We start from the raw sequence: 22343 nt of genomic DNA on the forward strand, positions 1-22343 counted from the left end.
CGTTGGGCGACGTTGCCCCTCCCCAACCCCCGAGTCCACGCACGAATGAAAACCCTGACCCTGGCCATATCCCTCGCATTGCTCGCCCCCGTTGCCGCCACGGCGAATGCGGCGCCGGCGACGAAGACCGCCGCACCTGTCGCCAAACCCGCGCCCGCCTGGGTCGCCAAGAGCAACGCCTACACGCAGATCCTCATCCTCGCGCAGGCGCCGTTCCAGCCGGAGCAGGTCTCGTTCTTCGGCGTGCCCGGCTTCGACGACAAGGTGTTCGACTTCGGTCCCGGCTATGCGAAGCGTTTCCGCGACGCGACGGCGAAGGCCAAGGCCGAGCTCGTCGCGAAGTCGGCGACGGAAACCGATCCGAACGTGAAGCAGGACATCTCGATCCTGCTGCAGGCCGCCGACGACCAGATCAAGGCGAGCGAAGTGAACGAACGTCTGGTGCGGCCGTGGCTCGACGTCGGCCAGACGGTCTTCACCGGCATCCAGTCGCTGCTCTCCGACCAGACGCCGCAGGACCGCCGCGCCAAGGCCGTGCTGCGCCTGCAGCGTTACGCGGGCCTCGCGCCCGGCTCGACGGCGCTGGCGGAACTGGCGCGCCAGCGCTACGACGAACGCAGCGACAAGGGCCTGCTGCAGCCGACGCAGATCGAGGTGCAGCAGGCCATCGACAACACCGAGACCTACCGCAAGGGCATCCGCGACCTGTTCGGCAAGTACAGGCTCGACGGCGAAGCGGCCGCCGCGCTCGACGCGTTCGACAGGCAACTGGCCGATTACGCCGCGTGGGCGAAGTCGACGGTGCTGCCGACCGCGCGCACCGACTACAAGCTGCCCGACGAACTCTATGCGCTGCAGCTGAAGGGCTACGGCATCGACATCGACCCGCGCGTGCTGATCGAACGCGCGCAGCTGGAGTTCATGGAAACCCGCAACGCCATGCAGCAGATCGCGCCGCTGGTGGCCAAGGCCAAGGGCCTGAAGTCGACCGACTACGTCGACGTGATCCGGGAACTGAAGTACCCGCAGTTCAAGGACGACGAGGTCGAGCCGCATTACCGCAACATCGTGATGCCCGAACTCGATCGCCTGATCGCCGCCAACAAGGTGGTCGCGCTGCCGCAGCGGCCGATGCAGATGCGTCTGGGCACGCCGGCCGAGAACGCCGCGCAGTCCGCGCCGCACTTCCTGCCGGCGCCGCTGGTGGGCAACACGGGCCAGCAGGGCGTGTTCGTGCTCCCGCTGGGCAACCCGAACGCCGGCGCCGACGGCATCTACGACGACTTCAACTACCCGGCCGGCGCGTGGACGCTGACCGCGCACGAAGGCCGCCCCGGCCACGAGCTGCAGTTCACCGCGATGGTCGAACGCGGCGTGTCGCTGGCGCGCACGCTGTATGCGTTCAACTCGGTCAACGTCGAAGGCTGGGCGCTGTACGCGGAAGCCGAGATGGTTCCGTACGAACCGCTCGAGGGCCAGCTGATCGCGCTGCAGTTCCGCCTGCTGCGCGCAGCGCGCGCGATGCTCGATCCCATGATCAATCTGGGCCTGACCGACCGCGACACGGTGATGCGCGTGCTCACCGAGGAAGCGGGGTTCTCGAAGGCGATGGCGAAGCAGGAAGTGGACCGCTACTCGGTGAATTCGCCGGGCCAGGCGGGCAGCTACTTCTACGGCTACTCGCGGATCATGCAGCTGCGCGCGGAGACCGAGCTCGCGCTCGGCGACCGCTTCGACCGCAAGGCGTTCAACGACTTCCTGCTCGACCAGGGCCTGCTGCCGCCGGCGCTGCTGGCCAAGGCGGTGCGCGAGGTGTTCGTGCCGGCGCAGAAGCAGAAGGCGAAGTGACGGGACGCCGGCGCGTCGGTAGTAGCGGCGCGCCGGACGTGATCGTGCTGCGGAAGGCGGGCTTCGGCCCGCCTTTTGCATTTGGGCGTTGTTGCGAACACGAGCATGTCGGCGCGGGACACGTCGCGATCGACGACGGCGGGCCGGTGCCCACCCTACGAATATCAACCCGCCTGTCCGGGACAGTCGCGATCGACGGCGGGCCAGGGCTCTTACGTCATCCTTCAAGCGGGGGGCCAGCGTCGCAAGGCCCCTGCGTTGTTCTTACGTAACCCGCGCGAGCATCCGCTGGTGGCGCAGCAACCGCGCCCAGCGCGTGCCGACGTCGATCCAGCACACGTACGCCGCTTCGCCCGCAATGCGCCACCACGTGGCGGGGCCCGGCGGCAGGGTCGCTTCCGCCGCGCACAGTTCCCAGTCGAAACCGAGCTGTCGCGCGAACAGCGCGCAGCGCGCCAGGTGGTAACGATTGCTGAGCAGGGTCACCCGCGTGCGCACGCCATCGCCGAGCAGCGCGCGAGCGTTGCGCAGGTTCTGCAGGGTGTCGCGCGATTGCGATTCCAGCCGCAGCGGCACGTGGCGGGCGAGGCCGCGTTCGTACAGCGCGTCGCGCGCGATTTCCGCCTCGCTGCGCTCGCCGCGGGCGCCACCGCCGAGCAGGACCAGGCTGCGCCGAGGCGCCCGCTGCCACAGCCACACGGTGCGGTCCAGGCGGGCGGCGAAGTCGCGGTCGATGCGGCCGCGCGGCGCGTTCTTGCCGAACAGCAGCACGCACTCGCCCTGTTCCGGCTCGCACGGCGCGCGGCGCGCCACGCGCCAGACGTGGACGAGGTAGCCCAGGTACACCAGGCCCGCGCTCAGCACGCAGGCGGCCAGCGCGACCACACCGGCATGCAGCACGTCGCGATCGATCGCGAGCGACAGGCGGTGGGCGATGCGGCTGGTCATGTCCGGCGGGGTGTCGGGCGAGCGGCACAGGATAAGCGGCACAGGAGGAATCGGCGCGCTGGCTATACTCCCGCGCCTGCCCCCGAGGAGTCCCGCGTGTCGCCGATGTCGTCGCATGTCCGTCCGTCGCCGATGGCGCCGCTGGCGATCCGCGCGTACACCGCCACCACGGCACTGGGCCGCGGCCGCGAGGCGCAGCGCCGGGCGCTGCGCGAGCGCCGCGGCGGCCTGCGCCGCAACGACCTGCCGGTGCTGGCGCCGGACCAGGCGCCGCTGGACTGCTGGATCGGCCGCGTCGCGGGCCTCGAGGAACTGGCGCTGCCGGCGGAGCTGGCGCGGTGGGAATGCCGCAACAACCGCCTGGCCTGGCTCGCCCTGCAGCAGGACGGCCTGCGCGCGGCGATCGACGCCGCCGTCGCCCGCCACGGCGCCGCGCGCGTCGCCGTGGTGATCGGCACGTCCACCGCCAGCATCGCCGCCACCGAGGAAGGCTATGCCCGGCTCGAGGACGGCGCGATGCCGGCGGACCTGCGCCGGCCGCTGATCCACACCCCGCATTCGCCGGGCGTCTTCGTGCAGGCCGCGACCGGCTTGCGCGGCCCCTGCGTCACCATCGCCACCGCCTGCTCGTCGAGCGCGAAGGTGTTCGCGCAGGCCGCGCGCCTGATCGAGGCGGACCTGTGCGATGCCGCGCTGGTCGGCGGCATCGACACGCTGTGCGGCAGCGTTCTGTTCGGTTTCAATTCGCTGCAGCTGGTCTCGCCCGAGCCGTGCCGGCCGTTCGACGCGGCGCGCACCGGCCTGTCGCTGGGCGAAGCCGGCGGTTACGCGCTGCTGGAACGCGCCACCGCGGACGATGCGCTGCTGCTGCGCGGCTACGGCGAATCCAGCGACGCCCACCACATGTCCACGCCGCACCCGCAGGGCCTGGGCGCGCAACTGGCGATGCGCGACGCGCTCGCCCGCGCGGGCCTGCCACCGGAACAGGTCGACTACCTCAACCTGCACGGCACCGCGACGCCAGCCAACGATTCGGTCGAAGCGCTCGCGGTGGCGGCGCTGTTCCCCGATTCGCTGCACGCCAGTTCCACCAAGGGCTGGACCGGGCACACCCTCGGCGCCGCGGGCATCGTCGAGTCGGTGTTCGCGCTGCTCGCGCTCGAACACGGCGAACTGCCCGGCATCCTCAACAGCACCACGCCCGATCCGGCCTGCGGCCCGCAGATCCGTTTCGAGGCCGCGCAACGCACGATCGGCAACGCGATGAACAATTCCTTCGGCTTCGGTGGCAACAACTGCTCGCTCGTGTTCGGTCGCGCATGAAGCCGCTGCACGCCACCGTCGAAGGGATCGGCTTCTGGGCCCCCGGTTTGCCGTCGTGGGAAGCGGCCGTCGCGTTCGTCCGCGAGGGCGCGCTGGTCGCCGACGCACCCGCGCGGCCGTCGCCGCAGCTGCTCGCGCCCAATGAACGCCGCCGCGCGCCGGAAACCGTCGCCGTTGCGCTCGAGGTCGCCCTCGCCGCCTGCGCCGCGGCGGGACGCGAACCGGTCGCACTGCCGTCGGTGTTCGCCTCCACCCACGGCGACCTGGCCATCACCGACTACATGTGCGCGACGCTCGCCAGCGATCCGCGCAGCATCTCGCCCACCCGCTTCCACAACTCGGTGCACAACGCCGCCGCCGGCTACTGGACGATCGGTACCGGCGCGATGCAGCCGGCCACCGCGATCAGCGCCTACGACGCGAGCTTCGCCCAGGGCCTGATCGAAGCCCTCGCGCAACTCGTCGCCGGCGCCGAGGCGGTGCTGCTGGTGGCCTACGACAGCCAGGCGACCGGTCCCGTCGCCGGCGTTTCGCCCAGCCGCGGCCTGCTCGGTGGCGCGCTGGTGCTGTCGCGCCACGAGTGCGCGGGTGCGCCGGTGCTGGAAGCCGCATTGCACGACCACGAAACCGCTGCGGAAGCGGCCGGTCCGCTCGCCCGCCATGCCGCCGGCAATGCGATGGCACCGATGCTGCCGCTGTTCGATGCACTCGCCCGCAACGGCGGGCGTGGTATCCACGATGCCGCCACTCTCCCCGCCGGCCCCGGCCGCGCTCTCACCGTCAGGATCCGCTGGTGATCGACAGGAACGACGTCCACATCGTGATTCCCGCCCTCAACGAAGCGCTGCGCATCCGCGGCGTGGTCGAGGGCGCGCTGCGCGAATGCCCGAACGTCATCGTGGTCGACGACGGCTCCGATGACGGCACCGGCGAGCGCATCGCCGACCTGCCGGTGGTGGTGCTGCGCCACGCGCAACGCATGGGCAAGGGCGCCGCGCTGCGCGATGGTTTCGCCGAAGCGCTGCGCCGCGGCGCGCGCGGCGTGATCACCATGGACGGCGACGGCCAGCACGACGCCGCCGATATTCCGCGCCTGCTCGATGCGGCGAATGCCTATCCCAACCACATCGTGATCGGCGCGCGCCTGCGCAAGCGCGCATCACAGCCGGGCTACCGGCGCCTGGCCAACGAGTTCGGCGACTGGGGCATCTCCTGGGGCTGCGGCTTCCTCGTCGCCGACACCCAGAGCGGCCAGCGCTTCTATCCCGCCAGCGTCGCCGCGTTGCGCGACGTGCCCGGCGAGGACTTCGTGTTCGAGGCGCAGATCCTCATCACCGCATCGCGCCGGCTCGGCGTGCGCTGCGTGTCGGTGCCGATCGAATCGCGCTACCAGGGCGCCGAACCGGCGGGCCCACAGTTCCGCAAGAGCCACTTCCGCCCGTTGCGCGACCTGTACCGCATCACCTCGCACGTGGTGAAGCAGGTGTGGAACTACGGCAACGTCGTGCGCGAATACCGCACCACCCGCGCGCACCCGCCGCTGGTCCACGATCCGAGCGGCGAATTCGCCCGCGTGCCGCTGCAGCGCGCGCCGCGCGGCGCCTGAGCGCGACGCGGAGTCGAAGCGTTATTCCTCGGTGACGTAGATCGCGATGCCCTCCGCGCGTTGCTGCGCGGTGGGAATGCCCATGCCGACCGAGGCGCCGCCGTGGCGGCCGAAGCTGCCACCGCCGACGCCGAGGCTCACCGGCGAACCGGTCTGGTCGACGCCCAGCAGGATCACGCCGTTGGCGCCGAGCTTGGCCGCTTCGCGCGCGAGGCGGTCGATGGCAGAGTTGATCTGGCCCTGCGTGCCGAAGCCGACGCCGCTCTTCGCATCGAGGCGCGCAATTTCCTCGTAGTGCTTCGGCGGCACCTGGTAAACCTTGACCTGGGCCGGGTCGATGGCCGGGCGCGCCTGGCCGAGCATCACGTGGTGGGTGCTGGCGCAGGCCGCGAGGGTCAGCATGAGTACCGCTATCAGTGTGCGCATAGGGCTTTCCTCCGGCCGGACCGATGTTCCGCTTCGTCCACTGAACGCGACGTCAAGCGGGGCGCCTGTTCAGCGCCCCGCCCACAGGAATCTCAGAACTCCACTTCGCCCGCATCGGTGGTGGAACCGCCGACGCTGGCGCTGTAGTTCGCCTTCAGGTAATTGACCACCATCGCCGCCACGCGGATCAGCATGGCCTTGTCGGTGGCCCCGAACGACCATGCCGCGCCCATTTTGTTCGCGTGCTGATAGAACTCCGGCTCGGCGATGACTTCGCCCGTGCTGGCATCGCTCAGCTTGACCGTCATCAACACGGCCGATCCGCCGGCAAGACCGCCGGCAAAGAAGCGCTTGCCGCCGGTAATGAAGCGGACGTGACGGATGGTGGGCTCGATCTTCAATGCACGAGCCTCGCCTTCCACCGGTTTTGCGTTCCAATCGGCCAATACCGGCTGCAGGCGCAGGTCCAGGTTCGCCTGGATGCTCTCCTTCGCGATCTCGTTGGGTTTTTGCCCGGCATACGGAGGATCCATCGCGATAGGCGCGGCCTCGAAACGCTGGAAGCTGTCCAGTCGCATGGTCGGCGCCGGATTGGTCGCGTTCTTTGGCTCGATGTAACTGACGACCTCGCCGTCGGCGAATGCCGGCACCGAGGCAGCCACCAGGACCGCAGCCAGCACGATCCGGTTGAAAAACATGTTGCGCATAACTTCCCCTTGTTGGTACTGCGATTGTTGTAGTGCGAACCGGCCAGGCCTACCCCATTCCCCCGTTGATGCCGATCACCTGCCCGTTGATGTACCCCGCCGCATCCGAGCACAGGAACGCGACCAGCGCCGCCACTTCCTCCGGGGTGCCGGCGCGCGCCGCGGGAACCATCTGCCGGATCGCTTCCGTGGAGAAGGTGCCCTCGGTCATGCGCCCGGCGATCACGCCCGGCGCGACGACATTGGCGGTGATGCCGCGCGACGCCATCTCGCGCGCCAGCGATTTGGTCGCGCCGTGCAGTGCCGCCTTCGCCGCGGCATAGTTGGCCTGGCCGCGATTGCCGAGCACCGCGGCGACGCTGGACACGCTGACGATGCGGCCCCAGCGCGTGCGCGCCATCGGCAGCAGCAGCGGCTGGGTGACATGGAAGAAGCCGTGCAGCGACACGTCGATGACGCGCTTCCATTGCGCCTCGCTCATGCCGGCCAGCGGCGCATCGTCGTGGATGCCGGCGTTGTTGACGACGACCTGGATCGGACCCGATTCCAGCAACGCGGCGACGGCGCCCGCGCTGGCATCGGCATCGGCGACGTCGAAGGCGACCGCTTCGGCGGAACCGCCCGCCCCGCGGATTGACGCGACCACCGCATCGGCGCGCGCCACGTTGCTGTTGGCGTGCACGATCACGTGCAGGCCCGCGGCCGCCAGCTGCGTGCAGATGGCGGAACCCAGGTCGCCGCTGCCGCCGGTGACCAGCGCGCGCCGACGCGTTCCGTGCGTGCCGGTGCCGGGGTCTTTCGTCGGTATCTCGCTCATGCGGAAGCTCCCTGCAGCATCACCGCCGCACGGCCTTCGGCGAGCAGCGTGCCGGCGTGGGTGATGCGGAATGCGTACTGCTGGCTGTCGGCGGATTCGGCGAGCGCCTGCGCCTCGCATTCGAGGTCGCCGGCCAGATCATCGATACGCTCGACCTGCAGCGTCACGCCGCGCAGCGCGACCAGCACGCCCGGTCGCGCGCGCGCGCCGGTGCCGGCCGCGCGCAGGCCGCCATGCACCGCCATCGCCTGGGCGCCGTATTCGCACAGGTGCACGGCGCGCAGACGTCCGTCGCTGCGCAACGGATGCGCCGGGTCGCGGTGGTTGCGCGCGCGCAGGCGGATGGTCGCTTCGTCCCAGTCCAGCACTTCGTCCCACAGGCACATCGCGCCCTGGTGGGGAATCAGGGCCTGGATTTCATCGCGCAGAATCATGCGTGGATCGTCAGTGAGATCAGGAACTCAACGCCGTTGCATTGTCCATGCCCGTGCGTGTGGCCTCGTGCGTGTCGCGATCCGCCGGTTCGCTGCGGATGGGATGCCGCGTCACCAGCAGGGCGAGGACGAAGTTGCAGAACACACCCAGCGCCACGGTGGAGCCGATCGCGCGCAGCACCGGGATCGACGACAACGCCAGCAGCGAGAACACCAGCAGCGTGGTCAGGCTGCAGACGATGATCGCGTGCAGGGTGCGCAGCTGTTCGCCGCGGTCGTCGCCGGCGTGGTCGAAGAACAGCGCGTAGTCGAGGCCGAGGCCGGCGGCAAGGATCAGCGCGACCAGGTGGAACAGGTTGAGTTCGACGCCGCAGCCGCGCAGCACGGCCAGGATCACCAGCGTGGTCAGCGCCATCGGCGCGAGCACGCGCAGCACGCGGCGCGGGCGGCGCAGCACCACCCACACGGTGAACACCAGCAGCACGCCCGCCAGGGCCAGCGCCCACAGCACCCGCTGGCGGTACGCGGCGACCAGCGATTCGGACGCCTGCTTGAGATCGAGCAGCTGCGCGCCATGCGCGCGCGCGACGCGCGCGACGGCCGCGGGATCGCGCAGGCCGCTGAGCGAGACCAGCGCGGTGGCGTGGTCGTCGCGTTCCAGCAGCAGGCCGCCGACGGTGGCGGCCAGCGGCGTGCCCTCCAGGTCACGCGGCGTCAGCGGTCGCGCGATGCGGGCGGCTTCGACGTCGTCGACGAAACCATCGAAGGCGTCCGCGTCGAAGGCGCTGGCCGCGACCGCACCCCGGAATGCGCGCTGCAGTTCCTTGCGTTCGGGCAGGTGCGCCTGCCGCGCGCGCTGCCGGGCGCGGCTGGGCAGGTAACGCGCGGCGGAATCGAAGGCCGCGATGGCGTGCTGCGCGCGCAGCGTTGCCAGCGCGGGCTGCAGCTTCTCCAGCGCTTGCAGCGCGGCTTCGGCGTCGGGTGCTTCCAGCGCGATCACGTAACGCACGTCGGGCGCGCCGAGTTCACCGCGCAGCTGCGCGTCGCGCGCCAGCAGCGGCGCGGGCACCGGCGTGAGCCGCGACAGGTCGTTCTGCCAGAACGGGCCGGGCGCGCCCCACGCGATCGCGAGCGCGACGATGCCCAGGCCCACGCAGGCCGCGACGTGCAGGCGCGGCCAGCGCGCCTGCCGCGACCACAGCCGGGCCAGGCGGGGGGAGTCGGCGGGATCGCGCGGCTCCGGATCGAGCAGGCCGGGCAGCAGGAAGCGCGTGCTCAGCGCCGCGACGCCGAGGCCGGCGATGGTGAACACCGCCAGCTGCTCGAGCCCGTCCACGCCCGACACGAGGAAGGTGAAATAGGCTATGCACGTCGACGCGACGCCGGTGCCCAGCGTCGGCCACAGCGCGCGCGCGCTGACCCACGGCGACAGGCCGGCGCGCTGGTGCGAGAACAGGTGGATCGGATAGTCCTGCGCCACGCCGATCAGGGTGAAGCCGAACGCGACGGTGATGCCGTGCACGCCGTCGAACAGCAGCGTCACCGCCGCGAGCCCGGCCAGGCCGCCGCTCGCCAGCGGCAGGCCGCCCAGCAACGGCGCCTTCCAGCTGCGATACGCGAGCCACAGCAGGAAGATGAAGATCACCGTATCCACGCTGCCGATCCACCCGGCCTCGCGCGCGGTGCGGCCGCCGATCTCCACCGAGAACGCGCCCGGTCCGCTGACCGTCAACTGCGTACCGCTGGCGCCGCCGATCTGCGCGAACGCGGCACGGATCGCCTCGACCGCGGCCTGCTGGCCCTTCGGATCGAAACCCGCCGCCTGCGTCTCGACCGCGAGCAAGGCTTCGCGGCCGGCGCGATCGAACCAGACGCCGTGCAGGCGTCGCGGTGCGTTGGCCGGTTGCCAGGCTTCGGCGAGCTTGAGGGTTTCCAGCGTGGGATCGCGCGGCAGCAGCGGTTCGATCAGCGCCGCCGCGGGCGAGCCGAGGTCGGCGACGCGCTGCTCGAGTTCGGCGGCGAAGTACGCGCGGTCGAAGGCCTGCGTGTCCAGCGTGTCCGAGAGCAGGTAGCGGTACGGGCGCAGGCGTTCGGGGATCGCCTCGAGGCCGGTTTCGCCGCCGTTGGCGACCAGCTTGAAGATCGGCTGCGCGGCCAGCGCCTCGCGCAGGGCAATGGATTGCGTGGCGAGCGTGGGCGCGTCGCCGTGCGACAGCGCGACCAGCAGCAGGCGCGAACCGGGGCCTTCGCCGAGCTCGTCGATGAGCAGCTTCTGCGCGGGCGTTTTCGCCGCCGGCATGAACTTGCGCAGGTCGCCCGACAGCTCCAGCCGGCTGCCGACCAGCCAGCCGGCGAGCGCGAGCACGCCCAGCCACAGCAGGGCCAGGGCGATGCGTCGGCTGGCGCGCATCGGCGCTACTTCCCAGAGCACGGCCATTCCCCTGTGTCGCGAACCGCCGCGGACGCGGCTTGCTGTCCCGTTGTCCGCCGGACCTCGCTCATTGCGACTTCGCGCCGCCATAGCACAGCGCGGCGAGCGCGCCGGCGCCGGTAACGCCGGTGGCCGCGCGCGCGGCGCCCGCCAGCAGCGTGCGCTGCGCGTCGCCCTGCACGGGCTGCGTCTCGATGCAGCGCAGCTCGGCGCCGCGGCCATACAGCGTGATCGTTTCCAGCTTCTCCTGCATCGCCGGATCCTTCGGCGTGAGGGTCATCGTCCAGCGCTGGCGGGTGCCCTGCGTGTCGATCCGGTAGTGCTGCTCGAGTTGCTCGCGGTCGCCGCCGAGCAGCGCGCCGAAGCTGGTCTGCAGGCCCGCCAGTTCCGGCACGCGTGCCAGCGAGAAACGCCGCGGCGTGCGGCCGGCGCGCGCGATCACCACTTCGCCGGCGCGGATGGTGGTGGTTTCGGCGTACGGCGCGGTGACCTCGCGCACCAGCGTGTCGCGATCGGGACGGCGGTACTCGCCCTGCAGGCGCAACGGCTTCTTCAACAGGCGCGAGCCGCGCAGTTCGACGAACGAAGTGCGCGCCGGCACCGGCTGCGCCAGGCGCGCGAGGATCCAGTCGCTGTCGGCGCGCGCGGGCTCAGCCGTGGCCGCGCGCAGCGTCGTGCCGGCGGCGAGCGCGAAGATCGCCAGGGCCAGGCTGAGGGCTTTCGTCGCGGACGGCAGTCGCATCATCGGGTTGCCAGAAATCGAAGAAGTTGAACCAGTTGTACGGCGCGCGCCGCGCATGATGCTGCAGGCGCGCCGCATAAGTCTGCACGAGGCCGGCCAGCACCTGCCGGCGTTCATGCCGGGGCAGGGATATCCCGTCGCTGAGCGCCTCGAACACCAGTTCGTAGCGGTTGCCGCCGCGGTACAGGCCGAAGGCGAGGGTCACCGGCACCTGCAGCACGCCGGCGATCTGCCAGGGCGCGAGCGGAAAGCGCGCGGTGTCGCCGAGGAACGGCGCCGGTTCCGCGGTGTCGCCGGGCAGCACGCGGTCGGCGAGCATCGCCACCAGCGCGCCTTCGGCCAGCGCCTCGCGGATCGCCAGCACGATGGCCGTGCCGGGCTGGCCGGCGTCGATGATGTCGGCGGCGAGCCGCGGGTTGAGCGCATCGAGCAACTGCTGCATCGCCGGGTTGTGTGCCTTGTCCAGCAGCACGCGCACGCGCAGTTGCGGGCGGCGCGCGGCGAGCGCGCGCAGCGCGTCGAAGCTGCCCAGGTGCGAACCGAGCACGAGGGCACCGGTACCGCGATCGAGCTGCGCATCGAGCCCCGGCAATCCCTGCACGTCGAAATCGAAACGCTCGAGCTGGCCGCTGAGCAGGAACACGCGATCGAGGATGGTCGAAGCGAACGTGTGGATGTGGCGCGCGACGTGCCACAGCGTCGGTCGCACCGGCAGCACGCGCCGCAGGTAGGCGCGCGAGGCGCGCCGCTCGGGGCCGCGCATCAGCAGGAAGTAGCAGGTGATCGGCCACAGCAGGCTGCGCGCGACCGCGCGCCCGCCGTACCGGGCGATGGCGCGGATCAGCCAGATGGCGAAAAAACCGCCGCCTTCCGGACGGCGCTTCCACGCCGCCGCATTGCGCTGCGCGACGTTCATGCGCCGGCGGCCGCGTCGCCGCTGGCGAGCACGGTGTCGCCGCGCAGGACGCGGAACCGCCAGCGCGGCGGCGCGCCTTCCAGCTCGATGCGCGCGGATTCGCCCGGCAGCAGCGGCTGCAGGAACTTCACCTGCGGCAGCCGCAGCGGCCCGAGCGGGCCGTGCGCGGCCTCGATCGCCGCCAGCACGCGGTCCAGCAGCACCACGCCGGGCACCAGCGGGCGACCGGGGAAGTGGCCGGGCAGGCACGGATGGTCGGGCGCGATCGTGAATTCCATGCACGGATTATGCGGTGCGCCATCGCCGGTCCGCGGCATCGCCGCGGTCATCGGAACAATCCCTTCCAGAAGTCCGGCCCGAGTTTCCCCATGCGGTAGAGGAAATCGAAGAAGTGCCGGTACGGCCGGTCCTTGAACCAGCGTTCGCGCAGGATGTATTCGCCGACGAAGAAGCCGCCGACCACGCCGTAGTTCACCAGGTTGGCGATCAGCGACCCCTGCGCGCGCGCGATGCCCCACGCCGGCGGATGACCCAGCCGCGCCAGCACGCCGCCGGGCACCTCGCTGAAGGCGAGCACGCCGTTGACCAGCGCCAGCATCGCCAGCAGCAGCGCCCACGCCGCGGTGAGCCGGCGGGTGTAGCGGAACAGGTCGGCCGGCAGCAGCGTGGCGGGCTGGTCGTGCAGCGCCGAGACGATGCGGGTGATCAGCGCCTCGCGCGGCACGCGCAGGCTGCGCCCGAACAGCCAGGACAACAGCGCCAGGAACAGCACCGGTGGCGCGAGCAGCAGCATCTGCGGAAGCTCGGCACCGGCCAGCGCGGACAGGCCGGCGGCGAGCGCGAGCGCCAGCGCCCAGGCCCACGCCCGTCCGTACAGCATCGGCCCGGCGAGGAAGACCAGCGCAAGGTCGCCCAGGGCAATTGCCGCGGCGGTGCCGGTTTCGACACGCGTGGCCCAGTAGGCCAGCGGCGGATACGCGAGCGCGAACAGCAGGCGCGAAACGACCGCGCGCTTCATGCGGCCGGCCGCGTGCGGGCGACGATCATGCGGCGAAGCCTGAAGCCTTCAGGCGCTCAGGCGACGCGGTGCTGCTCGATATGCGCCGACAGCGCGCGCAGCGAAGCGAAGATGCGGCGGTTCTCGTCGCTGTCCGAACGCAGCTGGAAGCCGTACTTCTTCGACACCGCCAGGGCCAGTTCGAGGGCGTCGATCGAGTCCAGGCCCAGGCCTTCGCCGAACAGGCGCGCCTCCGGATCGATGCCGGCCGGGTCGACGCCGTCGAGGTTCAGGCTGTCCACCAGCAATTGGGCCAGTTCGGCTTCGGCGGCGGTCTGGGCGGCGACATGCGTTTCGGACATCGGGAATTTCCGGGCAATACGGACGGCTGGGGGCGCAACGATCCTGCATCGCGCGGCCCCGTGCAAGCATCCGGCGATCGGCCAGCGACTATCATGGGGCGATGACCGAACCGCACCCGCCCGGCCTGCAGGCCGCGGCCTCGCCTTCGCCCGCTCCCGCCACCCCGGACCCCACCCTCGCGGTGGACGTCATCGGCGGCGGCCCGGCACGCACCACGGCCGACCGGTTCCGCGCCCGGTGGTCGACGACGCGCTGCACGGACCGCCGCGCGAGGCCGCGCTGCAGGCGGCGATGGCGCGGCACCGGGATCGCGGGCTGCGCCGGTTCCGGCGGTTCATCTACCGCTTCAACACGCCCGTGATGAAGCATCCGTTCGACAATCCCCGTAACAACTGGCAGGTGGAACAGGCCGTGATTTCGATGTTGGCCGGCGACGTTTTCGACAACCCTCGGGTGCTGTGGCGCCTGCGCCTGTTCCGCGTGATCTACGCGCTGACCGCGCTGCAACTGGCACCGGCCGCGCTGCGCGGCTGGCTGCGTCGCCGCCGCGCCGCACGCGAGACATTCAACGGCGACACCCTGCAGCAGGGCAATCCATGAGTGCAGTGGAATCGCTGGCGTTCCCCACGCTGCACATCGATTACAGCGACGCGTCGGCCGAAGCGCTGCTCGCCGCGGACGACACGCTGGCCGTGTTCGGCTTCGGCAGCGCCGCACCGGCGCTCGACGATCCGCGTTACCTGCGCATCGCGCTGCAACCGCACGGCGTGCCGGTCTTCGAACGCTGGCGCGCGAGCGCGCCGGTGACGCGCGGGCGCGAGGACGGCATCGCCTGGAGCGAGGACGGGGCGCTGCAGTTCGGCGCGCTGGAGCTCGACGAGGACGAAGCCGGCATCGAAGCGGTGGCCACGCGCGCCTACGCCCGGCTCGGCGCCTTCATCCGTGCGCGCGGCTATCCGCACCTGCTGCGCATGTGGAACTACCTCGACGGCATCACCCACGGCGACGGCGACGCCGAGCGCTACCGCCTGTTCTGCGTCGGTCGCGCGCGCGGGCTGGGCGAGTTCGATCCGCAGGCCCTGCCGGCGGCGACCGCGATCGGGCACGCCAGCGGCGCGCGCCGCCTGCAGGTGTACTGGCTCGCGGCGCGCATTCCCGGCACGCCGCTGGAGAATCCGCGCCAGGTCAGCGCCTACCGCTATCCACGCCGCTACGGCCCGCAGCCGCCGAGTTTCGCGCGCGCGATGCTGCCGCCCGGCCAGTCGATGCCGCTGCTGATTTCCGGCACGGCCGCCATCGTCGGCCACGAATCCCGGCACGCCGGCGACGTCGCCGCGCAGCTGGAGGAAACGCTGGCCAACCTCGACAGCCTGATCGCCGCCGCCCGCGCGCGCCGCCCCGACCTGCCCGCGCACATGGACGCCACCACGCGGCTGAAGGTGTACGTGCGCGACCGCGAGGAACTCGACACCGTCGCCGCGCACCTGCGCGCACGGCTGGATCCGGCGGTGCGCTTCACCGTCCTGCACGCAGCGGTGTGCCGGCGCGAACTGCACGTGGAAATCGACGGCGTGCACGGCGCGCGCTGAGGCCGGCGTTGGCGGCGCACCCGATCATCGGCTTGAAGCGGGCGCCGCGCGCCGCCATCGTGTGCGCATCGGCCGCGCCGCGGCCAGCGGAGAACCTGCGATGGGACTGATCAGCCTGCTGTGGGGCATCGTCGCCCTGTTGTGGATGGTGCTGGCGCTGGTGCCGGTGATCGGCATCACCAACTGGCTGCTGATCCCGTTCGCCGCGGTGGGCGCGGTGATTGCCGCGATCGGCATCCTCTTCACCCGCCGCGAGCACCGCGGCCGGGCGAAGGCCGGGCTGATCCTCAACGGGATCGTGATCGTGGTGGCGGCCATCCGCCTGAGCATGGGCGGCGGGTTGATCTGACGTCGCGGCGGCGGCGCTCGCGCGGCGCGCCCTTCGACTTCGCTTCGCTACGCTCAGGGCGAACGGGGCTTTGTCCCTTCAACCCAATCACCGTTCGTCCTGAGCGCAGGCGCGCCAGCGCCGGAGTCGAAGGACCCCACCCTCCGCATCGCGAAACCCGGGCTTGCACGCAGGGGCTGCCTGGCGTGCGTGCACGCGACATCGTGGCGAAAAGCCGCCCTTCGACTTCGCTTCGCTACGCTCAGGGCGAACGGCTGTCTTGCTGGCCCGCCAACACACCCGCAGCACCAACGACACCGCCTTCGCCACGACACCGGACCGGATTGACCCGGATCATGGCCGGCCCCAGGCAGCGGGAGCACGCTGCATCCGCCAGATGCGCAACCGGCATATGCAGATAAGGCACGGCCGTTTCCGTCACGCCTCGCCCCCCGCCACTGTTTTCCTTCGCCCCCGGTGACCCATGTCCGCACAACCCGCCCGCTTCCCCCATCGCACCGCCCTGTCCCTGGCGCTCGCGCTCGCCGTGCTGCCCGCCCATGCGGACGAGGTGACGGTCGAAGACCTCGCCCGGCGCCTGCAGGCGCTCGAGCAGCGCCTGGGCGTCGCCCCCGAAACCGGTGCCGACGGCGTTGCCCTGGCCGATCTCGACCAGCGCCTGCGCGTGCTCGAACGCCGACTGGCGCTGCAGGCCGACGAAGCGGCGGCGAAAGCCGCCAGGCAGCCCGTGGTCGCCCTCGGCCCCAAGGGCCTGTCGATCAAATCGCCGGCCAGCGACGACATCGAGGTGAAGTTCCATGCACTGGTGCAGGGCGACGGCCGCTTCTTCCTCGACGGTGCGGCGCAGTCGCAGCACGACACCTTCCTGATGCGTCGCGTCGAGCCCACGCTCGAAGGCAGCTGGGGCGCGCTGGTCGGCTTCCGCGTGCAGGCGCAGCTGGCGGGCGACAACGCATCGCTCAACGATGCCTACCTCGACCTGAAATTCGATCCGCGCGCGACGCTGCGCCTGGGCAAGTTCAAGCAGCCCTTCGGCCTGGAACAGCTGCAGTCCAGCAGCGGCCTGCCTGCGATCGAACGCGGCCTGCCGACCGAACTCACGCCCGCACGCGACTACGGCGTGCAGCTGCACGGCGCACTGGCGCAGGACACGCTGAACTACGCCGTCGGCGTGTTCAACGGCACGGTCGATGGTCGCGACAGCGCGGCGTCCAATCCCGACGACGAATTCGAAGCCGCCGCGCGCGTGTTCTGGGAGCCGTTCAAGCACGGCACCAGCGCGTGGTCGGGCCTGGGCGTCGGGCTCGCCGCCAGCGTCGGCGATGCCTTCGGCGCCGGCAGCAATTTCCTGCCGCGCTATCGCACGCCGGGCCAGGCGACGTTCTTCGCCTACCGCAACGGAGCCGCGGCCGACGGCCTGCATCGCCGCTGGTCGCCGCAGGCGTACTACTACCGTGGACCGTTCGGCCTGCTCGGCGAATACGTCGCGTCCGAACAGGAACTGCGGCTCGCCGGCGGCAACGATGCCGGCCGCGTCGCCCACCTGGAAAACACTGCCTGGCAACTCACCGGCAGCTGGGTGCTGACCGGCGAGGCCGCCTCGTATCGCGGCGTCGCGCGGCCTACACATCCCTTTACGCCGGCTGCCCCAGGCTGGGGTGCCTTCGAACTGGTGGCGCGCTATGGCGAACTGGACATCGACGACGACGCCTTCCCCTTGTTCGCCGATCCGGCGACCGCGGCGAGCCGCATTTCCGCGTGGAGCGTCGGCCTCAACTGGTACCTCACCCGGAACCTGAAGCTGGTCGCCAACTACACGCAGGCCGCGTTCGACGGCGGCGCTGCCGGTGGCGATCGCGAGGACGAAAAGACCGTGTTCACCCGCGCCCAGCTTTCCTTCTGACCGGATGATTCCATGACCGCAGCACCCCTTCGTCGCTTCCTGCGTACCTCGCTGCTCGGGCTGGCCCTGCTCTGCGGCAGTGCTTCGGCGAAGGATGCGGAACTGCTCAACGTGTCCTACGACCCGACGCGCGAGTTCTACTCGGAAGTGGATCGCGCCTTCGCCGCGCAGTGGCAGCGGCAGACGGGGGAAACGGTGCGCATGCGCGCGTCGCACGGCGGCTCCGGCAAGCAGGCGCGCGCGGTGATCGACGGACTGGAAGCGGACGTGGTCACGCTCGCGCTCGCCGCCGACATCGACGCGATCGCGGAGAAGGGCAGGCTGCTGCCGGCCGACTGGCAATCGCGCCTGCCGCACAACAGCGCGCCGTACACCTCGACCATCGTGTTCCTGGTGCGCAAGGGCAACCCGAAGGGCATCCGCGACTGGAGCGATCTGGTGAAGCCCGGCGTGGCCGTGATCACGCCCAATCCGAAGACCTCCGGTGGCGCGCGCTGGAACTACCTGGCCGCGTGGGCGTGGGCGTCGAAGGAGTACCGCGACGGCGGCAAGGTCATCGACTACCTCACTCGGCTGTTCCGGAACGTGCCGGTGCTCGACACCGGCGCGCGCGGCGCGACCACCACCTTCGTCGAACGCGGCATCGGCGACGTGCTGATCGCGTGGGAGAACGAGGCGCTGCTGACGCTGGAGCAGCGCGATACGCGCGGCAGGTTCGAGCTCGTGGTGCCGTCGCTGAGCATCCGCGCCGAACCGCCGGTGGCGTGGGTGGACCGCAACGTCGAGCGCCACGGCACGCGCCGGCAGGCCGAGGCGTATCTGCGCTTCCTGTATTCGCCCGAGGGCCAGCGCCTGGCCGCGAAGCATTTCTATCGCCCCGCGGAGCCGGACAAGGTGCCGGCGGCGGAGCTGGCGAAGTTCGCGAAGGTGACGCAGGTGACGATCGACGACGCGTTCGGCGGGTGGAAGCGGGCGCAGGCGGCGCATTTTGCCGATGGAGGATTTTTTGATCGGATTTATCGGCCGCGGTGAGGGCGCCGTCGTGGTTCCCTGAGTGGTCTGCGTGATGTTTCCGGAGTAGTTCCGTCGAGGCGGCGGCGATGCGTCAGGCGTCATTCCCGGGGAAGCGGGGCTTTCAGCGGGCGAACGTCCGATCATCCCGTGACTTTCGCGTCTTGCTTTGCTGCCGGGCTCTGGCAAAGGCAAAGACACTGGATTCCCGCTTTCGCGGGAATGACGAGCAAAAACAAGGGCAAAAACAGCAACAGCAACAGCAACAGCAACCGCTACAGCTACAGCTACAGCTACAGCTACAGCTACAGCTACAGCTACAGCTACAGCTACAGCTACAGCTACAGCTACAGCTACAGCTACAGCGACGCCGGCAAACCAGCTTCAACCAAACATCCGCAGCGAAACAACCGCACAGATCCCACACCGAACCCAATCTGCCTGCCTGCCCAACACCACTCCATGACCACCGCCGTCCTGCCATCGCTGATCCCCTTCCGCAGCCGGCGGCCGTTGCCCGGTTTCGGGCTCAGTCTCGGCCTGGGCATGGCCTGGCTCGGCGTCGTGGTGCTGCTGCCGCTGCTTGCGCTCGCGGTGCACGCCGCCGGACTCGGCAGCGCGGGCTGGTTGCGCGCGATCCACGATCCGCGCGTGCAGGCGGCGCTGAAGCTGAGCTTCGGTGCGTCCTTCGTCGCCGCGTCCGTCGCGCTGATAGCCGGCGGCCTCGTCGCGTGGGTGCTGGTGCGCTACCGCTTTCCCGGTCGGCGCCTGCTCGATGCGCTGGTCGATCTGCCGTTCGCCCTGCCGACCGCGGTCGCGGGCATCGCGCTCACCGCGATCTATTCCGGCAACGGCTGGGTGGGACGCTTCGCCGAAGCCGCGGGGCTCAAGGTCGCCTACACGCCGCTCGGCATCGTCGTCGCGCTGGTGTTCATCGGCCTGCCCTTCGCGGTGCGCACGGTGCAGCCGGTGCTGGAAGCGCTGGGCCACGAACAGGAGGAAGCCGCCGCCTCGCTCGGCGCCTCGCGCTTCACCACGCTACGCCGGGTGATCCTGCCGGAGCTGCTGCCGGCCCTGCTCACCGGCTTCTCGCTCGCGTTCGCGCGCGCGCTGGGCGAATACGGTTCGGTGATCTTCATCGCCGGCAACAAGCCGTACGCGACGGAGATCGCGCCGCTACTGATCACCATCCGCCTGGAGGAGTACGACTACAACGGCGCGATCGCGATCGCCGCGCTGCTGCTGGCGGCGTCGTTCGTGTGCCTGCTGGCGATCAATGCGATTCCGTCGCTGTTCGCGCACGAACGCCGGGAGCAGGGCCGTGGCTGAGCTTGCTCAGGTGAAAGCCGCCCGTCGTCGAAGGTCGTGCGCCATGGTGGCCACGCGCCGTTGCGGGCAAGAGGCACCCTTCGACTGCGCGCCTGCGGCGCTGCGCTCAGGGCGAACGGATCGAGGCAGTTCCCTGAAAACCATTCGTGCCGGGCGTTGGCCTGGTTCCCTGAAACCCGTTCGTCCTGAGCGTAGGCCCTGCAAGGGCCGGAGTCGAAGGACCCACCACGCATGAGCCCGCCCCGCGACGTCCTGCACGAACCCCGCTGGCTGCGCGCACTGCTGATCGCGCTCGCGATGCTGGTCATGCTCGGCCTGGTGGTGCTGCCGCTGCTGATGGTGCTCGGCGCCGCCTTCGGCGACGGCTTCCGCGCGTGGTGGGCGGCGCTGCGCGAACCCGATGCACTGTCCGCGTTGAAACTCACCCTGCTCACCGCCGCGATCGTCATCCCGGTCAACGCCGTATTCGGCATGCTGATGGCGTGGGCGGTGACGCGCTTCGAATTCCCCGGCAAGCGCGTGCTGCTCGCACTGATCGACCTGCCTTTCGCGGTGTCGCCGGTGGTCGCGGGCCTTTGCCTGGTGCTGCTGTTCAGCACGACGCACGGCTGGTTCGCCGATCTGCTCGAACGCTGGGACGTGCGCATCCTGTTCGCGCGTCCTGGCATCGTGCTGGCGACGCTGTTCATCACCTTCCCGTTCGTGGTGCGCGAACTGATCCCGCTGATGCAGCAGCAGGGCAGCGACGAGGAACTCGCGGCACGTTCGCTCGGTGCCGGCGCGTGGACGATGTTCCGCCGCGTCACCCTGCCCAACATCAAGTGGGGTCTGCTGTACGGCGTGCTGCTGTGCGCGGCGCGCGCGATGGGCGAGTTCGGCGCGGTCTCGGTGGTCTCGGGGCACATCCGCGGCCTCACCAACACGCTGCCGCTGCACATCGAGATCCTCTACAACGAATTCGACAGCACCGCGGCGTTCGCGGCGGCATCCCTGCTGAGCGGGTTGGCGCTGGTGACCTTGGTGATCAGGTTCTGGCTTGAGGCGCGGCATGGCGATGCACTGGCGAAGACACATCGGAGGCATTGAGTGGGTAGCTATAACGCGACGTCGGATTCCCCGCCCGGTGTGCCGGTGATGACCGATCGCAGCCACATCGAATCGCGGCGTGGCACGCCGTTGACGATTGATCGCAGCTACGCTTCGTCGCCGCGCAGCCAGGACGCATCGGAGGCATTGAATGGGCGCAACTGAGTCATTTGGGGCCGGTGCGCCGGCGCGCAGCTCCTCGCCGCATGCGGATGCCCGCGGCGCGGACCTGCACATCCGCCAGCTCAGCAAGCGCTACAGCGACGTCGCCGCGCTGGACTCGGTCGATCTCGACATCGCGTCGGGCGAGCTGGTCGCGCTGCTCGGGCCGTCCGGTTCCGGCAAGACCACCCTGCTGCGGGTGATCGCCGGACTGCTGCACGCCGACAGCGGCCAGGTGCTGTTCGGCGAGACCGATGCGACGCGCCTGAGCCTGCGCGAACGCAACGTCGGCTTCGTGTTCCAGCACTACGCGCTGTTCAAGCACATGACCGTGGCGGAGAACATCGCCTTCGGCCTGCGCAGCCGGCCGCGCGCGAAGCGTCCCGACAAGGCGACGATCAGGCGCCGCGTCGAGGAGCTGCTGGCGCTGATCCAGCTGGCCGAGCACGGCGAGCGCTATCCGGAACAGCTGTCCGGCGGACAGCGCCAGCGCATCGCGCTGGCGCGCGCGCTGGCGATCGATCCCACCGTGCTGCTGCTGGACGAACCCTTCGGCGCGCTCGACGCCAAGGTGCGCATCGAACTGCGCCGCTGGCTGCGCCGGCTGCACGACCAGACCGGGCAGACCACGCTGTTCGTCACCCACGACCAGGAGGAAGCGCTCGAGCTCGCCGATCGCGTCGTGGTGTTGCGCGAGGGCCGCATCGAGCAGGTCGGCACGCCGCACGAGATCTACACCGCGCCGGCGTCGGAATACGTGTTCGACTTCATCGGCCGCGCGAATGCCCTGCAAGGCCGCGTCGACGCGGGGCGCTTCCTGGCCGACGGGCAGTCGCCGGGCTTTGCGACCGAGGCCGGCGACGGCCCGGCACGGCTGTACGTGCGCCCTCACGATCTCGCGCTGGTACCCGCGGGCGAGGGCTGGAGCGCGCGCGTGGTCGCGGCGCATCGGCTCGCCGACCGCATCACCCTCGAACTCGACGTCGACGGCCAGCCGCGACCGCTCGAATTCGACTTCGCCGCAACACCCGATGCGGAGACGCCGGCGGTGGGCAGCCGGATCGCGGTGCAGCCTTTGCGTTATCGGGTGTATTCGCGAGAGTGACGCCGGCGCATCCCGTAGCCCGGGCAAGCGCAGCGCACCCGGGGAAAGCCGCGATCGAGGGCAGCGAATGCTCGCTGTCGATGCCACACGTGACACCCGGAAGGAGTTGCGACAATGGCCCCGGGTGCGCTGCGCTTACCCGGGCTACGAGACTCTTGGTCTAGAGCGGCAAGCGCCCGCTCGCTGCGCTCGCTACCGCCCTACCCTCAGCGGCCTATCGGCCGCTTCGACCCTCTCCCCGCAAGCGGATA

At 70.5% G+C, this 22343-nt stretch carries 23 protein-coding genes; 12 read left to right on the forward strand and 11 right to left on the reverse strand.

Going from position 1 to position 22343, the window contains the following annotated elements; all coding sequences use genetic code 11:
• The first annotated feature begins 45 nt into the window (after window positions 1–45).
• Entirely contained in the window at window positions 46–1848 is a 1803-nt protein-coding gene (locus ACFPN1_RS09865; protein ID WP_386754732.1) for a DUF885 domain-containing protein, read from the forward strand.
• A gap of 264 nt (window positions 1849–2112) precedes the next feature.
• Here ACFPN1_RS09865 and ACFPN1_RS09870 read toward each other — a convergent pair whose 3' ends face one another.
• Window positions 2113–2838 (reverse strand): YdcF family protein, encoded by a 726-nt coding sequence (locus ACFPN1_RS09870; RefSeq protein WP_386754733.1) that lies wholly within the window; start codon window positions 2836–2838, stop codon window positions 2113–2115.
• 90 nt (window positions 2839–2928) lie between these two features.
• On the opposite strand from ACFPN1_RS09870, the gene ACFPN1_RS09875 reads away from it, so the two are divergent.
• From ACFPN1_RS09875 to ACFPN1_RS09885, 3 genes are read left to right on the forward strand one after another with little or no spacing between them, the layout of a single operon-like run.
• A complete protein-coding gene (locus ACFPN1_RS09875; RefSeq protein ID WP_386754864.1) occupies window positions 2929–4119 on the forward strand; it encodes a beta-ketoacyl-[acyl-carrier-protein] synthase family protein in 1191 nt (396 codons plus the stop codon).
• Complete coding sequence (locus tag ACFPN1_RS09880) at window positions 4116–4916, forward strand: beta-ketoacyl synthase chain length factor (RefSeq protein WP_386754734.1); 801 nt, start codon at window positions 4116–4118, stop codon at window positions 4914–4916. Before ACFPN1_RS09875 ends, ACFPN1_RS09880 begins: the two co-directional genes overlap by 4 nt.
• Complete coding sequence (locus tag ACFPN1_RS09885) at window positions 4910–5725, forward strand: glycosyltransferase family 2 protein (protein WP_386754865.1); 816 nt, start codon at window positions 4910–4912, stop codon at window positions 5723–5725. The genes ACFPN1_RS09880 and ACFPN1_RS09885 overlap by 7 nt, the downstream gene beginning before the upstream one ends.
• Before the next feature lie 21 nt (window positions 5726–5746).
• On the opposite strand, the gene ACFPN1_RS09890 is transcribed toward ACFPN1_RS09885, so the two are convergent.
• From ACFPN1_RS09890 to ACFPN1_RS09935, 10 genes are all read right to left on the reverse strand, one after another.
• Complete coding sequence (locus ACFPN1_RS09890; RefSeq protein WP_386754735.1) at window positions 5747–6151, reverse strand: hypothetical protein; 405 nt, start codon at window positions 6149–6151, stop codon at window positions 5747–5749.
• 92 nt (window positions 6152–6243) lie between these two features.
• The gene (locus ACFPN1_RS09895; protein WP_386754736.1) at window positions 6244–6801 is read right to left on the reverse strand and encodes a hypothetical protein; all 558 of its coding nucleotides are present in this window, start codon (window positions 6799–6801) and stop codon (window positions 6244–6246) included.
• A 106-nt stretch (window positions 6802–6907) separates the two neighbouring features.
• Window positions 6908–7675 (reverse strand): 3-oxoacyl-ACP reductase FabG, encoded by a 768-nt coding sequence (gene fabG, locus ACFPN1_RS09900; RefSeq protein WP_386754737.1) that lies wholly within the window; start codon window positions 7673–7675, stop codon window positions 6908–6910.
• The gene (locus ACFPN1_RS09905; protein WP_386754738.1) at window positions 7672–8109 is read right to left on the reverse strand and encodes a hotdog family protein; all 438 of its coding nucleotides are present in this window, start codon (window positions 8107–8109) and stop codon (window positions 7672–7674) included. Before ACFPN1_RS09905 ends, fabG begins: the two co-directional genes overlap by 4 nt.
• Window positions 8110–8128: 19 nt before the next feature.
• Window positions 8129–10519, reverse strand: coding sequence for an MMPL family transporter (locus ACFPN1_RS09910; protein ID WP_386754866.1), 2391 nt, complete (start codon window positions 10517–10519; stop codon window positions 8129–8131).
• 88 nt (window positions 10520–10607) lie between these two features.
• Window positions 10608–11282 (reverse strand): LolA-related protein, encoded by a 675-nt coding sequence (locus ACFPN1_RS09915; RefSeq protein WP_386754739.1) that lies wholly within the window; start codon window positions 11280–11282, stop codon window positions 10608–10610.
• Window positions 11191–12198, reverse strand: a complete 1008-nt coding sequence (locus tag ACFPN1_RS09920; protein ID WP_386754741.1) for an LpxL/LpxP family acyltransferase — start codon at window positions 12196–12198, stop codon at window positions 11191–11193. Before ACFPN1_RS09920 ends, ACFPN1_RS09915 begins: the two co-directional genes overlap by 92 nt.
• A complete protein-coding gene (locus tag ACFPN1_RS09925) occupies window positions 12195–12476 on the reverse strand; it encodes an ApeI family dehydratase (RefSeq protein ID WP_386754742.1) in 282 nt (93 codons plus the stop codon). Before ACFPN1_RS09925 ends, ACFPN1_RS09920 begins: the two co-directional genes overlap by 4 nt.
• 47 nt (window positions 12477–12523) lie before the next feature.
• Window positions 12524–13216: a ketosynthase gene (locus tag ACFPN1_RS09930; protein ID WP_386754743.1), complete on the reverse strand. Its 693-nt coding sequence runs from the start codon at window positions 13214–13216 to the stop codon at window positions 12524–12526.
• 56 nt (window positions 13217–13272) lie between these two features.
• Window positions 13273–13557 (reverse strand): phosphopantetheine-binding protein, encoded by a 285-nt coding sequence (locus ACFPN1_RS09935; protein WP_386754745.1) that lies wholly within the window; start codon window positions 13555–13557, stop codon window positions 13273–13275.
• 238 nt (window positions 13558–13795) lie between these two features.
• Here ACFPN1_RS09935 and ACFPN1_RS09940 point away from each other — a divergent pair, with 238 nt between their 5' ends.
• From ACFPN1_RS09940 to ACFPN1_RS09975, 8 genes are all read left to right on the forward strand, one after another.
• Complete coding sequence (locus tag ACFPN1_RS09940; RefSeq protein WP_386754746.1) at window positions 13796–14158, forward strand: hypothetical protein; 363 nt, start codon at window positions 13796–13798, stop codon at window positions 14156–14158.
• On the forward strand, window positions 14155–15147 hold the full coding sequence (locus tag ACFPN1_RS09945; protein WP_386754748.1) for a chorismate transformation FkbO/Hyg5 family protein: 993 nt from the start codon (window positions 14155–14157) through the stop codon (window positions 15145–15147). The genes ACFPN1_RS09940 and ACFPN1_RS09945 overlap by 4 nt, the downstream gene beginning before the upstream one ends.
• A 100-nt stretch (window positions 15148–15247) precedes the next feature.
• Window positions 15248–15496, forward strand: a complete 249-nt coding sequence (locus ACFPN1_RS09950) for a hypothetical protein (protein ID WP_386754750.1) — start codon at window positions 15248–15250, stop codon at window positions 15494–15496.
• Between the two features lie 463 nt (window positions 15497–15959).
• Window positions 15960–17399 carry an OprO/OprP family phosphate-selective porin gene (locus tag ACFPN1_RS09955; RefSeq protein WP_386754751.1) on the forward strand — a complete coding sequence of 480 codons (1440 nt, stop codon included), beginning with the start codon at window positions 15960–15962 and terminating at the stop codon, window positions 17397–17399.
• 12 nt (window positions 17400–17411) lie between these two features.
• Window positions 17412–18431: a sulfate ABC transporter substrate-binding protein gene (locus tag ACFPN1_RS09960; RefSeq protein ID WP_386754752.1), complete on the forward strand. Its 1020-nt coding sequence runs from the start codon at window positions 17412–17414 to the stop codon at window positions 18429–18431.
• 441 nt (window positions 18432–18872) lie between these two features.
• Complete coding sequence (cysT, locus tag ACFPN1_RS09965) at window positions 18873–19739, forward strand: sulfate ABC transporter permease subunit CysT (protein ID WP_386754867.1); 867 nt, start codon at window positions 18873–18875, stop codon at window positions 19737–19739.
• A gap of 231 nt (window positions 19740–19970) precedes the next feature.
• Window positions 19971–20825: a sulfate ABC transporter permease subunit CysW gene (gene cysW, locus ACFPN1_RS09970; protein WP_386754753.1), complete on the forward strand. Its 855-nt coding sequence runs from the start codon at window positions 19971–19973 to the stop codon at window positions 20823–20825.
• 151 nt (window positions 20826–20976) lie between these two features.
• Window positions 20977–22092, forward strand: a complete 1116-nt coding sequence (locus ACFPN1_RS09975) for a sulfate/molybdate ABC transporter ATP-binding protein (RefSeq protein ID WP_386754754.1) — start codon at window positions 20977–20979, stop codon at window positions 22090–22092.
• Window positions 22093–22343: the final 251 nt, after the last annotated feature.

Origin of the sequence: Lysobacter yangpyeongensis (genome assembly GCF_042655745.1) — a bacterium.
Lineage (GTDB): Bacteria > Pseudomonadota > Gammaproteobacteria > Xanthomonadales > Xanthomonadaceae > Agrilutibacter > Agrilutibacter yangpyeongensis.

Coding starts and splice junctions, on each gene's coding strand:
- ACFPN1_RS09865 (WP_386754732.1), top strand. CDS start 46: ATGAAAACCCTGACCCTGGCCATATCCCTCGCATTGCTCGCCCCCGTT.
- ACFPN1_RS09875 (WP_386754864.1), top strand. CDS start 2,929: ATGGCGCCGCTGGCGATCCGCGCGTACACCGCCACCACGGCACTGGGC.
- ACFPN1_RS09880 (WP_386754734.1), top strand. CDS start 4,116: ATGAAGCCGCTGCACGCCACCGTCGAAGGGATCGGCTTCTGGGCCCCC.
- ACFPN1_RS09890 (WP_386754735.1), bottom strand. CDS start 6,151: ATGCGCACACTGATAGCGGTACTCATGCTGACCCTCGCGGCCTGCGCC.
- fabG (WP_386754737.1), bottom strand. CDS start 7,675: ATGAGCGAGATACCGACGAAAGACCCCGGCACCGGCACGCACGGAACG.
- ACFPN1_RS09905 (WP_386754738.1), bottom strand. CDS start 8,109: ATGATTCTGCGCGATGAAATCCAGGCCCTGATTCCCCACCAGGGCGCG.
- ACFPN1_RS09910 (WP_386754866.1), bottom strand. CDS start 10,519: ATGCGCGCCAGCCGACGCATCGCCCTGGCCCTGCTGTGGCTGGGCGTG.
- ACFPN1_RS09915 (WP_386754739.1), bottom strand. CDS start 11,282: ATGCGACTGCCGTCCGCGACGAAAGCCCTCAGCCTGGCCCTGGCGATC.
- ACFPN1_RS09920 (WP_386754741.1), bottom strand. CDS start 12,198: ATGAACGTCGCGCAGCGCAATGCGGCGGCGTGGAAGCGCCGTCCGGAA.
- ACFPN1_RS09925 (WP_386754742.1), bottom strand. CDS start 12,476: ATGGAATTCACGATCGCGCCCGACCATCCGTGCCTGCCCGGCCACTTC.
- ACFPN1_RS09930 (WP_386754743.1), bottom strand. CDS start 13,216: ATGAAGCGCGCGGTCGTTTCGCGCCTGCTGTTCGCGCTCGCGTATCCG.
- ACFPN1_RS09935 (WP_386754745.1), bottom strand. CDS start 13,557: ATGTCCGAAACGCATGTCGCCGCCCAGACCGCCGCCGAAGCCGAACTG.
- ACFPN1_RS09945 (WP_386754748.1), top strand. CDS start 14,155: ATGAGTGCAGTGGAATCGCTGGCGTTCCCCACGCTGCACATCGATTAC.
- ACFPN1_RS09950 (WP_386754750.1), top strand. CDS start 15,248: ATGGGACTGATCAGCCTGCTGTGGGGCATCGTCGCCCTGTTGTGGATG.
- ACFPN1_RS09955 (WP_386754751.1), top strand. CDS start 15,960: ATGTCCGCACAACCCGCCCGCTTCCCCCATCGCACCGCCCTGTCCCTG.
- ACFPN1_RS09960 (WP_386754752.1), top strand. CDS start 17,412: ATGACCGCAGCACCCCTTCGTCGCTTCCTGCGTACCTCGCTGCTCGGG.
- cysT (WP_386754867.1), top strand. CDS start 18,873: ATGACCACCGCCGTCCTGCCATCGCTGATCCCCTTCCGCAGCCGGCGG.
- cysW (WP_386754753.1), top strand. CDS start 19,971: ATGAGCCCGCCCCGCGACGTCCTGCACGAACCCCGCTGGCTGCGCGCA.
- ACFPN1_RS09975 (WP_386754754.1), top strand. CDS start 20,977: ATGGGCGCAACTGAGTCATTTGGGGCCGGTGCGCCGGCGCGCAGCTCC.